The organism is Propionivibrio pelophilus DSM 12018 (genome assembly GCF_059569095.1).
The window spans coordinates 1-16,347 of record NZ_JCANUT010000074.1 but is presented as its reverse complement, the minus strand read 5'-3'; the positions used below and the strand labels follow the sequence as shown (position 1 = coordinate 16,347).

Here is a 16,347-nt window from a genome sequence, read left to right as displayed (position 1 = left end):
CGCGGCAGCCAGTACTGCGCCCACGCTTATCGAAAGCAACTGCAACAATTCGGCATGCAAGCTTCCATGAGCCGCAAGGGCAATTGTTGGGACAACGCGCCGATGGAGAGTTTCTGGGGTTCCCTGAAAAACGAGTTGGTGCATCACAGGCGCTTTACTACGCGCACACAGGCCAGGCAGGAAATCACCGAGTACATTGAAATCTTCTACAACCGAATTCGTAAGCAGGCGAGACTGGGCTATCTGTCGCCGGCACAATTCACCCAGCAATACCATGCAAAACAGATAGCCGCTTAACCCGTTGGACTCTACGGTTGACGACCTACCTCAATTCGGCAGATTCAACACCCTGCGTTTTCTGTATGTACAAAAGCTGCAACTCATCCCATGACTTCTTGAGGAGCAAACGAGAACTCTCGCTGGTTGCGATTCGAACGCGTAGCCGCCGGAGTTCTGCTCGTTGAGTCGAAACTCGCGTTTTCTGCTCAGCCACGGCAGACTCCGCTTGCTCACAGCCTGCCTGGCACTGGGCCGCCTGTTGCATTCGCTCTGGTGCATTGGCCTTGACTTCCTTCCCGTCACGAAACCAAGTCATATTGACCGCGCTCTTGCGTTCCATAATGTGCTGGCACGCAGCGAACTCGACGTCACCAAGGTCACATCGACCCTCAAGCATCTCCAGGTCCGCGCGCGATTTCGTCAAGCGCTCAAAATCTGCACGATTGGCGTCAACCAAGGCTCTTGCGATGCCCAGTTCAACTTCCGCTCGCTTCAGTTTGTCAATCAGGCGTTCCAACAGCACCTGTTCAGCTGCGAGTTTGTCTTCAGCTTGCTCGGCTTCCTGCTCCCACCCCGCCTCGGCTTGCTCTGCTGTCGCCAGTGTTGCCTTTAGTCTGGCTTCGACGGAATCACCCAACAGCGTTTCGAATAGCGGCTCGTCTTCACCCAAGCGAACGCGAACACGCAGTTGCCGTTCTGCATGCGAAATAGCGTAGGCAGGCGCGCGTTCCAATTCAGGTATTCGCTCCTTGGCACTATCGAACTGACCTTGCTTCGACTCCATTTCGCGAAGGAGTTGGTCCAACCCCACGTCCACAAGTCCAAGCACAGAGCCAACGAACAAGGGAGGGTCGCGCCGAGGGCGCGTGAAACCTAAACCCTCACCGTCTCGCCAGTGATAAAAGCCGTCAAAGCGAGTACGCTGGTCTCTGATGCACCAAGCCAGCAAATGGCGCCAGCGGAGAGGTTGATTTGTGCCCGGTAACGACTGGGCCGCGAGTCGGCCTATTGAGAAAAGTTCAAGGGCACGAAGATATTCTTGAAACTCATTTGAGGCGGCGTTTTGGAACAGCGACTCCAACGTCCCACAGGTAGCTCCAACGGAATGACCGTACGCCCCATAGGGTCGAAACACCAGCCAGGCAGTCCCGTCGACGTGCACTTTGGCAGCAACGCCGCCTTTCGGAATACTTACTGAGGCTTTCTCGCGCAACGTCGAAATAGCAGGAGCATCGTCGCCCAACACATACCGCATCAACAGGCACAACGATGTCTTTCCGACCCCGTGCCCTGCGCTGGCCAGGCCTGATACTTTCTTCGAGGCGGACTCTCGAGCCCAGACGATGTTCAAGCCCGGATGCAAGTCAACGGAACGGGTCAGCACTAATGGCTCGCGGGATTCGACCAGCCAGAGCTTCTCTACCCACAAGCGGGGCTTTTGGCGAACCGGTTCGTAACCCTCAAGCCATCGCTTCTTCACGTGCTCTACCTTGTCCCTGTCGGCCTTGATACGGTTTCGCTGTTTGACATTTCCGGCCGGGCAGATTCGAGACGCCGTGACTCGGCTTTCAACAGAAGTTGTGCGACCTCTGTATGTTCCGGAACTTTATGCACATCGCCAGGCAGCATTGCAGCACCACGGGCAAATACCGCCTCGCCAGCGCGAGGTAGTCGGCTCAGGACTCCTCCGGACACCAAACGCTGGACGATGGGAAGGATGCGGTCCAGCAATTGCGCAACAGAAATCAAAACACGCGATGAGTTGGAAAGTTCTGAGAGTCGCGCTCCGTCCGCCTCTCCCAAGTACAACCCCGCGTTCATAGAACGAGCCACGATAGACTGGAGCTCCGATAACGGAATCCCCTCTGCACGATGCTCGACCAACGCAACGACAAGTCCAGCAAGTAGTGCCTCATCTTCGTTGCGAATTATTCCGAGAGCACTGAACTGAGGGGCTACTGCTGGCACGCCCGGCAGTATCAGCGAAGAACCTGCGCTCAGCCTGTCCCACGCCGCCAATACCAAGCGTTGAGTACGGTATTCCCCGAACTCTCGTATATCGTTGTTCTTGAGCACGCGGAAGGTTTCGCTTGGATAGTCGGAGACCATCACATCAGCGGGGTCAAGAATGTAGCGCAATTCATCACGGGACAAGCGGTAGAGGCCAGCATAGTAGGCGTCCAGTTCAGCGCGAAGTTGGGCACGGCGCTCAGGATTCCATGCGAACGGTCGGTTGCGCTCAGCGGCAGGGCGTGGGTCAAAAGATGACAAGTCGTCGGCCCACGGTCTCAAGTCGTGGGTGGTGTAAGTGAGCTCGAGGATGCGGGGAACAATGAACTCCAGAGCAGTGGGTGTGTAGCGCTCAGGTGGGAGGATGACGAACTGTTTGAGGTAGTGATAGGTAAGCGATGAGCCACTAATCTTCTGCCGCGCAACGTAGTCCAGCGTCATCGAGTTAAGATTCGCCAGAAAAGCGGCTGCCAATTGCGCAGTAATTGCATCGCCGAAACGAAAGACCGGCATCTTGTGCCCAACGCCGACTCTAGGCACCACGGACGCAATCACGGTCCGCTCGTCCGTACTACGGCAGATATCCCGCCACCCCATCAACCAACGTGGGCTGCGCTGGTCCATCCATTCGGCTAACAAATCCAACAACGCACTCGTCACGGGAACGTGCTGTAGCGCTCTCTCCAGAGAGTCAAGCTCGACATCTGCTAGGCGAATATTGATGTTTTGCCGTGCCCACTTGGGAAACTCGAGCATGTTTTTCTTGGTTGTTAGTCCTATGCTCAGCAATGTCCCAGATAGGAGCCCAAAGCGCGCTTTTAGCTGCGCTTCGGTTGCGAGAATGTGAGGCAGCGTATGTTGTTGCGACCAGCCAGTTTGCCCCGGCTGCGTACCTCCCGCCTGCGCTCCCACCGCTCGGGTGAACAGCTCTCCGGCTACCCAAGCAGCCAAGGCCAACAGCAATTCGGCTTGAGTGTTGTCTCGAGCTTCACTCGGAGCCGCTGCATGCCCTGCTAGCCAAGCTCGCGCTACGCGCGCTGGCACACGGGCGATGCGGGCAAGCACTTCTCGTTCAGACACCCAGTAGCGGGGTCGCACGGTATGGGCTGGGTCACTCTTCTGTGCAGCACTCAAGTCGGCTGTGTCCAAACCTCCCGGTTTGTCAGGCGCATCGATATAGGTAGCCCAGCGGTGGTCGAACTGGTGAACCATTTTGGCCTCATACAGAGGCAGGCAGCGGAATGCGTCGGACTGGTCGGATTCACCGTTTGACTGGTCAAGAAACAGGCCGCTGTCGGTCGACATGTCCAGCATTCGCTGAAAACTGAGGCCCCAGGGGTTGTTTTCGACTTCGAGAAGTTCTCCCTCAGGGCATTTTTGCTCTTCACGGATGAGTACCGGCGCCGCGCGGTAAAGCTTTTTGGTCAGCTCAGCGTCGTATTTGCTACGAAACACAGGGAGCGTGAGCGTATTCGGATTCAGTGCTGCGAATTCATCCGCAGTGAGCTTGTAGCGTTTCTCAACTTTGACGAAGTCGTCCCAGTTCTCGATGTCGTAGGCGAACTCAGCGTCCTGTTTCGAGCCGACCGTGAGTAGGCAGAAAGCCTTCCTGTCGTCAGTGCCGGGAAACCATCTGCGAATCTCATAGAAGCTAAATAGTGAGGCTAACCGCCTGTCTCGCACCAACCCTGAGAAAAAGACCTTCGTATTGTCATCGGTCGCGATTCCCGTAGGCACGATAAAGCCAGCGCGGCCATGCGGCGACGTGGCTTCAAGGTAGGTCTCTGCAAACAGCGCGTAAGTATTGACGTCGCCGACGCCAGTAAGTGGGTAACGCCTGCCATCGTGCGCAAATAGGCTTGCAGCCTCCGCTCCCCGACGGGTAGTGATGAACGCCTCGTAAAGCGCCACTTCCGCCTTATTCGGCGGTGTCAGCCCCTCCGCTTGCTCCAACTCCGGATTCAGATTGTGAAGTAGGAGACCTTCACGCAACCACTCGATGCGCTGTCCACGCTCGGCCTTGTTTTTCGCCTTGGCCACCAGCGGACTGCGACTCGCGAAGAACTCCTCCTCTTGCAGTTTGATTCGCTCCCAAGGTGGGTTACCCAGCATCACCGAGAAGCCCCCTCTTGCAGCGACCTGCGGGAAAGCGAGCCACCAATGGAACACACAGTGAGTGCGGCACAGGTACTGCGCCACTTCTTCCAAATCGGCCCTCGGTGCCTGGCCGCTGAGCACGCCCCACAAGTAACCAGAAAGTGGAACCTGTTCACCCGTATTGGCCAGCTTCGGCGCAAGGAACGCGGCCACGTAAGTATCGGCTAAGCGCGCCAGCGTGGAACGCTGGGCGACGGCCTGCGCTTCAAGCCAAGCAGCGCGCTTGGCTGCAATGTTCTCGGGAGAGTCGTCAGACAACGTTTCTACCGCTACCGCCCTAATGGCGTGCCCCGCCTTTGTAAACAGGTCACCGGAAGCAATCGCCTTCCAGCTCTTGAGGTCGGCCTTATTTCGCTTTTTCAGAGCGGATGCTACGGCCTTGTTATCGCCAGAAAGTGCTGTATAGGCTTCATCCGGGATACCGTTCTCCAGCACTTTGGGGTCCAAAACCCCCAGCAGCGCATCACCGACCTGAAGATGGTGGTCTACGAAGGATAGAGGACGGTCGGGCGAGTATGCCTCCAGCCACAATGCCGTCTTGGCCAGCTGAATTGCCATGGGGTTCTTGTCCACCCCAAAGATACAGTGGCTGACCACATCACGCAGGGCGTGGCGATAGTCAACGGGGGTGGGGGCGCCACCTTCACGTTCCGCCAAAGCACGGTGCAAGGCCACCTCGTCGGCTAAACGACGAGCCGCTGACAGCAAGAAGTGGCCGCTGCCGCAAGCAGGGTCGCAGATGGTGAGACCGAGCAGGGCTTCGACTGGGCGCTCGGGGTTGGCGCGCACCGTCTCCGTGATGACGGGCTCCAGTGCAGTCTTGATTAGTTCCTGCACCAAGCTATCCGGGGTGTAGTAGCTACCGGTCAGCTTGCGTGTGTTACCTTTAGTGCTGCCTTCGCTGTCGTCGTCGCCGACAAAGAGGAAACGTGCTGATGCTGGTTGAGCTAGCATCTGTAAGTCGGGTACCAACTCCAGCAGGCTTTCGTAAACGCTGCCCAGCTCTTCCGGGCCCATGTCGCGGTAGTTGACTCGGGTCAGACCACCTTCGGCGCGGAACCAGCCCAACTGATACACCGCCGTCAGCAACCAGCGGTTTTCCAACTGTGCATTATCGAGCCACTCGCACTGGTCTATGTCAAAAAGTCCCCCGAGCGGAGGCAACCCCAAATGTGGTTCGCCTCTCGCCAGCGAGCGAAAGGTGATAGCAAGCGCCTGCCACAAGTCCGAATGTCGGTCGTGCTGGCTGCGCCTCGCTGCCCGCTCCCGCAACCAAGCCATCGAGTAGCCCGACAGGTATCGCTGTCGGACCTCTGGCGGTGCGTCGGGGGTAAATATGAGGGGGTGCCCGCTGGTTCTGTCGGTTCGGTCCTCGACAGTAGACAGGAAGATAAGGCGGTAGACCAGCCGCAGCAACTCCTCGAAGAAAGCTTGACGGCACAAAGCACCATCTTCCCCCTCCAAGCGCTGGAGAGCAGCTCGCAGCCTTCCGTTGGCTGGGTGGGACAAGAAACCCGTACCGAGCGCACGCAAGGCATCTGCAACTTGATAGCGCAGATTAGTGCGCACGGTAACGCCTGCGGCCTGACCTGTTGCGCGCCAGCGCTCCCATACGCAATTGGTCGGCTCGCCTGAGGGAGTACCGAACCGACTGGCGTGAGCTAGCAACCAAAACGCAGTAAAGTCAGGATGAAGCTCTTCGTTGAAGAGGGATTCCAGGTCTACTTCGACGTACGCCGGCCGAGTCAGGCTGGGGTTGTCGCGCAGGATGCGCAACGTTAGACCGTTGGTAACGATGGCCCAAAGGGAAGTATCGGACGCGTTGAGTGCCTCCTGGGCCAGCATATAGGGGCTGCGCCTCCGAACCTTGCCGGTATCCGGGTGAGCTTCTCCGAAGCGCTCAGTTGCCGCATCCAGTGGCTGGTCATGCGCCGCAAAGACCAATGGCACGCGACCGCCCTCTGCCGCATGTCCAATCGCATAGCTATGTCCACTTGTCTCGGTGGCTGCACAACGTCCAATATCTGCGAAATGCAACACGTCTCGCATTAATGGAAGCAACAACTCCCGAACAGTGACCTCATGGGCATTGACGTCGGTGCGCTTGCGTAACGCCTGAAAATCTTGCCAGAGAGTCAGAGCAATCTTGAAGTCACGACCAATCTCGTCGCGAAGCTTCAGGCCCCTGGAGATTCTGTAGTGTGCCTCAGCCTGTTCTGTCGCGGCGGGGTCGACCAAAGTAGTCAGGCGGGTGAGCTCGTCTGCAGGGATGAGCCCGCCTTCAATTCTGATGGCGTTGTAAGCCAAGGTAGTAGTCTTCTTGCGTGCCATAAAATCAGGCTCCCTCGCCTTGCGTTGCTGCAGCAGGAAGCAGCACGTAAACACCCATTACGTCCACTGGCAGGTTGGCGGTGACTTGGTAGGTGCCTTTGGCATCAGCCGCCTCACGAACTCGCCGATGGTCTTGCAGAAGTTCTTGGGCACGTGCTTTGGCAATGGCTTCCAGTTGCGGCTGCCATGCTGGCAGCCCATCAAGCGCGCTTTGCAGTTGGCGGTCTCGCAAGGGGGGCGGCATGTTGCGGGTGGCCTCGGCACCCAGCAGTTCACGGGCTTGCTCGGCAACCAGCAACTCGAACGGAGCAGCACCTGCCGAGGCCACGGCGACAGATTCCTCGCAGAGAATAAGGCGTGCCTGGCTGCCGTGCGTAACGCTGAGTTGGTGTCGCATACGCAGCAACAACACAGTGGTCTTGAGCTGAACGTTACCGACAAAGGCGGCCCCGGCGCGAGCGACCGCGCTGTCATCACAGGAACCGTTGGTGACGTCGAGCGCCTGCTCAAGCAGGATGTCCGCCAACACCACCACCAAAGGATGGGTACGGTGAATAAACACTGCGCTCTGTGCTGCAGGCTGATGGAAGTCGATACGCAGCGTGCCCTCAATGCCTTCGGCGCTGAGCCGTTCGCGAATGGGCTGAGGCAGATACTCGGTCAATAGCTTGAAATATCCGCGCGCCGACTCCAACGGTGCTCCCAGTTTGGCAGCGGCACGACTGACGAAGCGCTCAACGTCGGCCTCGCCTCCCAATACCGCGGCCGATTTGCGCCACTCGGGCAGTACATCCTCTGGTTTCAGACGGCGCTGCGCGAAAATGGAGCGGTTCTGCTTGGCCTTTTCTTTGGCGCTCTGCCATGCCAGCTCGATTTCCCTGGCGGGTTCGCTAAACAGGTCGAGCTGCGACTGCGCGTTTATGGCCGCTCCCTTGCGCAGGAGAACGGCGTTCAGCAGCGCCTGAGTCAGCTTGCCCTCGTTATCGGGCATCGGCACCAGAACCCCCAGCTCCTTGCGGATACTCTCTGCCTTGCGCAGGATGACCTGCAGGACGGCACCATCCACCGGATTGTCTTCCCCGTAAAGCATGGTGCTGCGGACTTCACGAGCCTTCTGACCGAAGCGGTCGACACGACCTTCCCGTTGCTCGTGACGGGTAGGATTCCAACTCAAATCATAGTGAACCACGGCCGTAAACAAGTTTTGAAGGTTGACACCTTCGGAGAGGCAGTCCGTGGCCACCAGGATACGGGTCTCACTGTCACCCAGTTGCTCGACGGCGGCTTCTCGCTCGCCAGGTGTAAGTTCCCCGGTCACAGCCTTGACCGTGACGGACTTGAACTTGTCGCGCAGGTAGGCCACCAGATAATGCGCCGTGGCGATATAGCGACAGAAAACAACCGGCTGGAAGCCTTCTTTGAGCAGCAAAGCGAGATGCTCCTGCAACTTGGCCAGCTTTGGGTCCTTTTGACTACCGGCCAGTGAATCCGCTGCGGCAATTAGTTCTCGAAGCCGCTCAGAATCTCCCGTTTGCGCACCGGGTTCAATGTCATCCGTCGACAGTGCGTCGTCCGTTCCATCCAGAACACGGTCGCTGGCTTGAAGCTCCAGGTCCTCCAGGGACAGCGTTTCAGACTCGCTCTCGTCCTCCTGAACGCCATGCAGCCGAGTACGCAGAGAATTGACAGCCGCGGCTGGCGACGAAGAGATGCATCGCAACAAGGCAAGCGCAGCCCACCATTTCATGCGCTGCTCGCGCAGGCCTTGTCCCTCGGCACGTTCAACGAGCTCGCGAGCGTATGCCAACACGTCATTAAATAGCTGCCCCCAAGCACCAGTGAGGCGGTAGGTCACTTCAGCCGTCTTGCGGTCAGGGAACATGGAGGCATCCTGCCACTCGGCGATGTCAGGCCGGCGCCGCTGGACGAAGTGGCGCGACAGCGCCTCACGCAGGTCGCTTCTCTGGGTACTCGGCAGGTCCTTCAGCAGTGTAAAGTCAGTGCGTAACAGACCCAATAGGTTGAAGAACGCATCTTCGTCACCGCTGTGCGGCGTGGCGGTCAACAGCACCATGTGGCGGTTGGTATCTTCAGCCAGGCCTTTGAGCAGTTGATAGCGCTGCTGCCGACCTTGTCCTCCCTGGGTGCAAGTGTGAGCCTCGTCCACAATGACGAATTCGGGACAGAATCGCTGGAAGGCTTCGCGTCTACGTTCGGATTTGACGTAGTCCAAGCTCACCACCGTGAACGGATGCGCGTCGAACACGGATGTGCCAGGAGGCAGCTCGCGCTCCAACCGGTCGGCGGTGTTTGAGCGCACCAACACGGCATGGATGTGGAAGCGCTCGGCCAGTTCACGCTGCCATTGCTCGCATAAGTGCGGCGGGCAGAGCACGGCCATCCGCTGGACTTCTCCTCGGTCGAGAAGTTCGCGAGCAATGAGAGCACCTTCAATGGTCTTTCCAATACCGACGTCATCAGCAACTAGCAGACGCACGGTAGGCAGCTTCAGGGCCATCAACAGGGGAACAAGCTGGTAGGCCCGAGGCTCAACCGCAATGTTGCCAAAACTGCGAAAGGGCCCGGCACCACTGCGCAATTTGAGCTGCAAGGCATCCAGCAAAAGTTGACTGGCCGAGTGATTTCGGGCTTGGTTAAGCGTGGGCCAAGGGAATGTTGCCGGCTGAACCGGCTGGCGCTCGAGCGGCAGAAAGATAAGAGTTTCGTCGCGCTCGCCGCCGCCCAAGGGGCGCAGGTGCAGTGTGGTGGTATCGGACTCGGGCAGCACAATCCACTCGCGGCCACGAGCGGAAATCAGGCTTCCCGGAAGAAACTCCGGTAGAGGAGCATTCATATCGACTCAGTTCTTGCCAGGACCAAACAGGTCCGAGTTGTTATTGAATATATCGGGCCAGCTCGTGGTCTCTTTTGGGAACCTCACGAATAGGTAGCCCAGTTCGTCGAGCTTGCGATTGATATCAGCATCCTTTTGTTTCTGACCCTCGACATCGTGATGAGGGCCATCGATGAAGACTGCCAGGTGGAGGTCGTCGTAGAAAAAATCCGCGCACGCACTCGCCGCGGCAATGGTGTGTTGGCCGTGGTCCGGCTTGCGATAACCGTTGTCATTGACATGGTCCAACCAAGCCTGCTCCAGGCTACTGCCGGCCGTGCGTGACAGTTCCGCATCGTGCTGCTCCGGCGCCCGCCCTTGACTGCCTTGAACTGTGCTGGCTCGGGTCAATCGGCAAAGGACATCCAGCAGCAGTCCGCCCGCCTCCTTATCTTTGCGGTCGATGAGCGTGTGGTCTGGCTGGTTGTAGTAGGACAGCAAGCATCGATAGCAGCCGGCCTCGCACAAGGGTTGTCCATCCGCATCGCGCTCCTCCTCCAAGGTATCGCGCAACCACTGACCGGTTGCTGGTAGCAGATAGTGCATTACCTCCAAAGCCTTGGCTGCCACGCCTGCTATAGCCGTTGGCTCTGTCGCCAACCGCGTTAATACACCAGCGCCGCCTTCGGCAGCCTCGAAGAACAGGATGGACTGCCGGTTATCACGCGTTGGAAGAGGCTCAGCCATCAGCTCGCTCTCTTCGAGTTGATACACCGCCTCAATGCCTCGCTTCAAAGCGTACTGGAGCGTGGTGAGCGTCTCGGCAGAGAGTTTGCCCAACCGAAAGTGCGGTCGGACAATGAGGATGTTTCGGCGGTCTTCAACGTAGGGAACAATACGTTGCGGAGGCGTCTTGTCCGGAGGCGCATCGACATCCGATTCAGCTTCGCCATTGCCATCGTCGACACCACCGACCCAGTGGCCCGTGACGGGGTTCATCATGAAACCTTGAATCGTCTTTTCCTTGCGGCGGCGCCAGCCGAAATTCATTCTCCAAACCGTAGCTGTGGGGCCGTATTGCAACTCGAGCAAAGGCCCTTGTTCGTCGCTAGCAACCGTCGTCACCATCTGCAGTTTGCCATCCGCCTCAGCAAACTGCAGCGTAGTCTGCATCTCGTAGCCTTGACGAACACGCTCTTCCTCGTTGGCGGTGATACGCTCCGCCCTCTTCGTGGAGACGTTCTCGATGCGATAGAGGTTCTTTACTTCCTGGGCGCCGCTTAGCGAAGCGCCACAGGAAACACAGCGGTCAGCATCACGTTGAGAACGGAAGTGGCCGTAGCCACAAGCGGGACACAACCGCGCGACTTCCGTCGGAAGACGGGCTCCGTCGCTGACCTGGTCTTGCCCCGTGATGGTCAACAGGGCTTTTGTGACTCGATACTCGCTCCCCTCGTGATAGATAAGGCTGTAAGGCCCGAACTCGCCGAGCGCCAAAAAACGCGGGCGCGACAGGAAACTCTCGCGTCCGATGTGCCCACGACGAGCAGGCAGATAAGCCAGCAGTGGCAGGCGTGGGAAGTTGTAGCCAGGTAAAAACCCCTGACTGGCCATGTAACGGTATGTGTAGAAATCGCTGTTAAAGGCGCTGTCGCCCGCCAGTAGCAAGTCACGCTGTTTCCGGGCCTCGTTGTGGCGTTGTTGGGCCTCTCGCCGTTCACGCTCGCTCGCAGCCGGGTTGTTCTCGATTTTGAAATTCAGGTCAATCGCTTGGGCAGTTGCGCGGTAGAGGTCACGCCAGCGCTGCAAGGCCAAATTGAACTCAATGTAGCAACGTTGGAAGACCGTTTCAGCCCACACGTCACTGAACCAAGGGGCACGCTGCGGCGTGAGTTCGTCCTTGAGCATGCCCAGCACCATGAGACCTCGGGCGTGAGCCCGTCTCTTCGCGTCAGGCTTGTCCAGGTCCGACGCCATATCTTCGTTCACCGGGAGGGACTCCGGGTGATTCATGTCCAGTAGGTCGCGGACACTATTGCCAAGCTTTCTCCCGGTCTCGGCCAGCCAGATAGCATGCATGTGGCTTTTGATAAGCTCAAGGTTGGCGAGGTCCAGCGTTGGCGCGTTTACTTGTCCATGGACCATGCGGACTGGGTCACGGAAATAATACTGGTCATGAGGGCTCTGGGCAGCACAGTAAGTAATGACCAACGCTGGCTGGCCTGCTCGGCCCGCTCGGCCGCTGCGCTGTGCATAATTCGCTGGCGTTGGCGGCACGTTGCGCATGTAGACCGTGTTCAGCGACGCGATGTCGACGCCAAGCTCCATTGTGGGTGAGCAGAACAACACCGGGAGCCACTCCAGGGCCGTACCATTCTTGTTCTGCCATTCCGTTCGGTCTTTCTCGGTGAAACGGAAACGTGCCTCACGCTCCATGCGGTCGATTTGCTCAACTTGAGCTGTATGTTCCCGAGCTTCAAAATCGAAGAGCTGATGAACCGGGTTGTCGAGCAGTGAAGCAATATTCTTGTAGAGGCTGCGGAAGAACGTGTTGTCGTCCGCCTGTCGTTGACTCTCGCCCGAGCCTGACGCCCAAACCAAAGCAGTGCCATTCAGTTGCCAGCCGGTAAGACCAACGTCGGTCTCTTCCTTACGGACTAGTCCATAGGACTCTGCCGCCTTCAGCAGGGCGGCAATGACATCTTGATAGGTTTTATCATTGACCTGACTATAGTATGGATTGGCACCACCCCAGGCGCTGCTCTTGCGCAAGTACTTGCCCAGACGAGACCGGCTGGAACCAAAGACAAGAAAATCATCAAGATTGACGCGACGACCCTTGCGGTCACTTTCCTCCTTGGGACGGCTCGTGACGAACCATTTGGCCGACTGGGGACGCTCGTCTTCGGTGAAGCCCCAAGGTTCGCACAGATTGGCATAGCTTTGGGTACGCAGCTGGTCTAGTTCCGTTCTGTCGAGATAGCGCGTGGCGATACACAAGCCTTGGCGCATGAAATCGAACAGCGTACGCAAGACCATGACCCGTTCATTCGGCTTGGCTGCTTGCAGCACCAGCGGGGCATTTACCCACTCGGAAGCATCTGCTGCGAGGTCATCAATATCCTGATAGTCGATGCGAACCAGGCCCAGTTGTTCCAGGTTGGGATTATTAAACCGCCAGCCGCGACGCAGGTCGAAATACGCTCGATAGCCCAAGATGCCACGCATCGCCTCTTGTACCTGACGACGTGTGTTTCCCTTAACTTCAGGCTGCTGCATGTATTCGGAACGAACCGAAGGGTCATCACGATGAAAGCCAAGGGCTTCAAAGACTGCGTTCGCAACCTCTTTTTCGCTCAGCTTCTTGGAAGGCGTTTTGTCCACGGCCGAAAGAAGCGCAGCGCGGGTCAACAAGACCTGCAAGAAATCATTGAAGTGCCCGGCCTGAAGCGCTGCATCCTGTCGGTTGTCGGAAAACCCTAGAACCTTCTTGGCATCCGCTGAGAGCTGGTGGTCTTGCTCGTAGAGATAGCTCAATGCCGACAGGGTCAGCATAGTCGTGGCCGAACTGCGGCCTTCGCCTGACAGAGAGGTCAGACGGAGCGCATCTTTGCCCGCAGTGGTGTGAACCGTGCCACACGCAAGGCAGAAGCGAAAGGCTCCGGGGATGAACCAGGCTGTGAGCCCCAACCCTGCGGTTGTCACGCCATCGGCCCGGACATTGACGGATTGTGGAATGAACTTGCGCTTGTCAGGTTTAATGCGCCATTCACCGTCCGCGCGTTCTTCCACCCACCCTTCAGGGTAACGTTCAGGGTCTGATGGGTCCCAGCCATCCAAACTGGGTAGCAGGAAGCCAAACTTTATCTGGTCGTCCTCGTGCTGGCGCTCTTCAATGCTGCGCACATTAAAGGTGCGCCCTTCTGCACTTTCGGCATCCCAGACAGGCAAGTACTCTTGCCCGCAGTCACGGCAAAAATGGACGTGGTAGTACCGGCGAAGGCGGTCAGTATCACCCGACACATACTGCTGCCCATCGAGTGTGATGGCACGGTGACGGGCAGCCTCCAGCGTTGCGTAGACCTTGCCGCCACCAGCAATGAACTGGTGCAGCTTGAACGCAAACAGCGATTTTCCTGATTCATCGGTAACTGCGTAGGCCAGCAACATGAAGCGTTGCAGGTAGTCGAGGCAGGTGCTGGTCGTCTCTCCTGATGCCTCGCTCAGAAGTTTTGCAGCCTCGGCCAGTGTGCGAGGGCGGGCGCGGCGCGGTTTATCGTCCTCGTAGGTCAAGCCTAGGGTCAGCTCAACCCATACTGAGACTGGGTGAGCTGCCAGCGTCTTGAAGTCTGCCTCCAAGGGTATCCCAGCACGAATGGCCTCGCCGAGTCGGCCAGCGACATCCGCCAGGGTGTCCTGCTCCGGTGTAGTCCGACGCAAGGTCTCAGAGATGATGTTCCGGTCGGGGATATGGGTGCCAAACAGGCGGGACGCGACACCGGCAACGACAGCATTGCGTGCCATCTGGGTTCCCTCGGTCGCCATTGTTGCTGAGGTGCCGATACAGACGAGGTTTTCGGCCAGAGCCTCTCTCACGCGTCGAACGAGCAGAGCAACGTCTGCGCCCTGCCTGCCGCGATAGGTGTGCAACTCATCAAGCACGAGAAAGCGCAGGCCCCTGGCGTTGCGCATCACCGCCTTGTCGATGTCGTTCTGCCGAGTCATCAGCAGTTCGAGCATCATGAAGTTGGTAAGCAAAATGTCGGGCGGATTGGCCGCCATGGCCTGCCGTTCTTCGTCAGATTCCTGCCCGGTGTAGCGACCGAAAGTCACCGCCCGTTCCCCAGGGTTCGACCCCAGGAACTTTTTCAATTCTTCTAACTGCGAGTTAGCCAAAGCGTTCATCGGGTAGATGACGATGGCTCGCGTACACGGCTTGGGAGCGGCTGTCTTCGCCTTTAGGCAAGCGTCTACGATGGGAATGAAGTAGCTCAGTGATTTTCCGGAGCCCGTACCCGTAGTCAGCACATAACTTTCACCGGCGGCGGCCAAGCTTATGGCTTCTGCCTGGTGCTTGTGTAATGGCAACGAGACGCCTGCCGATGACGGAGACTTACCAAGGCGGAAGATATCTGCGCACTGCGCACTGAGCTGACCAGCTGCGACAAATTCGTCGACCGTTCCTCCAGATTTAAAATTCGGATTGATTTGGATGAGTGGCTCTGGCCAATACTTTTGACTGGCGTACTGCTCGTTGACGAAGTTCCTAATGTCGTCAGCTCGAATGCGCGTAAAACTACGAGTGAACTGCTCGTACTCGGCGACGAGGTGCTCGCGAAACTGAAAGACGTCCATCAATCCCCCTGGTCAGCTCAGCGGCTCTGCGGCTGCTTGGCCGGAACAGCGATACCGTGTTCGTTACAATATTCCCTGACGAGTACCTCAACGAAATTGGCAATCGTTCGGTGCTCCCCCTCTGCCGCCAATCGAATCAATTCCTTCAGTTCAGGAGTGACACGAAGGTTGAGGGTATCGGTCTTGCGTGTCATTTTTCAATTCGCCAGAGAAGATGTAAAAGAGTACCGCAAATGTAACGCAAGTAGCTGCGCGGTTTGGGCTTTTCAGGGGCCGTCGCCGGCTTTTGTCTCAACAACAATGATGCTCCCAGGACAGAAGCTTGCGAGAAAACCGGTATTCGCTTTGAAGCCTTTCGCAACTGCTGCAACTGGCAAGCTTCTCATCCGAGCTTTAAATAATCTCTCTGCGCTGCTTGCGTTTGGTGCCGGCGCGCTGACGTGCTTTACACGATTTCAGCATTGTTAACGGATTGATAGTTGCTGGCGCAATGCCGTCTAGCCAATCTTCGCGGTCAAGTGCGCGAACAACCGATAATAGCGTCTTGACCGATGAGCCGGCGCCTGCTTCAAGATTTTGCAATGCCCGGCAACTTACGCCCGCGCGCGCAGCAAGCGTTTTTTGGTCAATGTTGCGATGCAGACGCAGATTCCGCAGATGCTCACCTAGGAGCGCTTCCAGCTCTTCGAGCGTGTGAAACGTTTTCAATCTTCCCCCCTTTCAGAGGTCGGTTGTCACAATTGCCGCCCAATAATGACCCCACGTCATACCGAAAGAGCCACGTTCCATAGCACGCACAATTTTGCGTATTAAACGACATTTACCGGATAAAATGCAATTTTATGCGTATTGTAAAAGGAGTGTATTCCGCGAGGCCTCTCTCTTATACGCTTGACGTGCCCTGCTGACCAAGGCACAAATGGTCTCAAGTTCCCACGGAGTCTCCGACCCTGGACTATTACTTGGCGTTCGTTTTCCCCCCTCCATAGCCCCGGTCTTTCATGGCGGGATGTCGCTGTTACCTGATATGGTTCGAGTCCGGCTCCGAGCCAGGCGGGAATAATATTGATCCGGCCCGATGAAGTATGAACTTATCCGGATTTTTCGTGTCTGATGATGATGGAAAAAGAGAACGCCAGAAAGCAAACGCTGGAACAACTTCATGAGCGGCGCAAGCAAGTGATTCGATTGCACCAGAAGGCAATCAAGATCATGCAGATTGTCGCGATGACGGGCTTGAGCTACCCGGCGGTACGCGCCACGATTGACCGGTTTGTTGAGGGCGGGTGGTCAGCCATTCGACCGACTGCACGGGGCCGAGCGCGAGGCGACGGGCGATGCCTGAGTGAAGCGCAGGAAGAAGCGATTCGCCGCACGATCAT

The 16,347-nt window shown here is 57.5% G+C and carries 8 protein-coding genes; 2 read left to right on the top strand and 6 right to left on the bottom strand.

Annotation, left to right across the window (positions count from 1 at the left end; genetic code table 11):
* Positions 1–297, top strand: a 297-nt coding sequence (locus BO74_RS19205; protein WP_496444727.1) for an IS3 family transposase, incomplete at its 5' end; no start/stop codon positions are given.
* Between the two features lie 25 nt (positions 298–322).
* Here BO74_RS19205 and BO74_RS19200 read toward each other — a convergent pair.
* The 6 genes from BO74_RS19200 to BO74_RS19175 all read right to left on the bottom strand — a co-directional run bounded on the left by BO74_RS19200 (position 323) and on the right by BO74_RS19175 (position 15,673).
* Positions 323–1,759: a hypothetical protein gene (locus BO74_RS19200; protein ID WP_496444725.1), complete on the bottom strand. Its 1,437-nt coding sequence runs from the start codon at positions 1,757–1,759 to the stop codon at positions 323–325.
* Positions 1,760–1,764: 5 nt separating this feature from the next.
* Positions 1,765–6,777 carry an Eco57I restriction-modification methylase domain-containing protein gene (locus BO74_RS19195; RefSeq protein ID WP_496444723.1) on the bottom strand — a complete coding sequence of 1,671 codons (5,013 nt, stop codon included), beginning with the start codon at positions 6,775–6,777 and terminating at the stop codon, positions 1,765–1,767.
* Positions 6,778–6,781: 4 nt separating this feature from the next.
* On the bottom strand, positions 6,782–9,631 hold the full coding sequence (locus BO74_RS19190; RefSeq protein ID WP_496444721.1) for a DUF8741 domain-containing protein: 2,850 nt from the start codon (positions 9,629–9,631) through the stop codon (positions 6,782–6,784).
* Between the two features lie 6 nt (positions 9,632–9,637).
* On the bottom strand, positions 9,638–14,965 hold the full coding sequence (locus BO74_RS19185; RefSeq protein WP_496444719.1) for a DEAD/DEAH box helicase: 5,328 nt from the start codon (positions 14,963–14,965) through the stop codon (positions 9,638–9,640).
* Positions 14,966–14,982: 17 nt separating this feature from the next.
* A complete protein-coding gene (locus tag BO74_RS19180; RefSeq protein ID WP_496444717.1) occupies positions 14,983–15,159 on the bottom strand; it encodes a type II toxin-antitoxin system antitoxin in 177 nt (58 codons plus the stop codon).
* Between the two features lie 199 nt (positions 15,160–15,358).
* Positions 15,359–15,673 carry a helix-turn-helix domain-containing protein gene (locus BO74_RS19175; protein WP_496444715.1) on the bottom strand — a complete coding sequence of 105 codons (315 nt, stop codon included), beginning with the start codon at positions 15,671–15,673 and terminating at the stop codon, positions 15,359–15,361.
* Between the two features lie 411 nt (positions 15,674–16,084).
* Between BO74_RS19175 and BO74_RS19170 the strand changes: the two genes are divergently transcribed.
* Positions 16,085–16,347: helix-turn-helix domain-containing protein (locus tag BO74_RS19170; protein WP_496444729.1), on the top strand; the 263-nt coding region annotated here is incomplete at its 3' end.

Bases quoted from the DNA above. Each gene is read 5' to 3' on its own strand.
- BO74_RS19195 (WP_496444723.1), bottom strand. From the start codon at position 6,777: ATGGCACGCAAGAAGACTACTACCTTGGCTTACAACGCCATCAGAATT.
- BO74_RS19190 (WP_496444721.1), bottom strand. From the start codon at position 9,631: ATGAATGCTCCTCTACCGGAGTTTCTTCCGGGAAGCCTGATTTCCGCT.
- BO74_RS19185 (WP_496444719.1), bottom strand. From the start codon at position 14,965: ATGGACGTCTTTCAGTTTCGCGAGCACCTCGTCGCCGAGTACGAGCAG.
- BO74_RS19180 (WP_496444717.1), bottom strand. From the start codon at position 15,159: ATGACACGCAAGACCGATACCCTCAACCTTCGTGTCACTCCTGAACTG.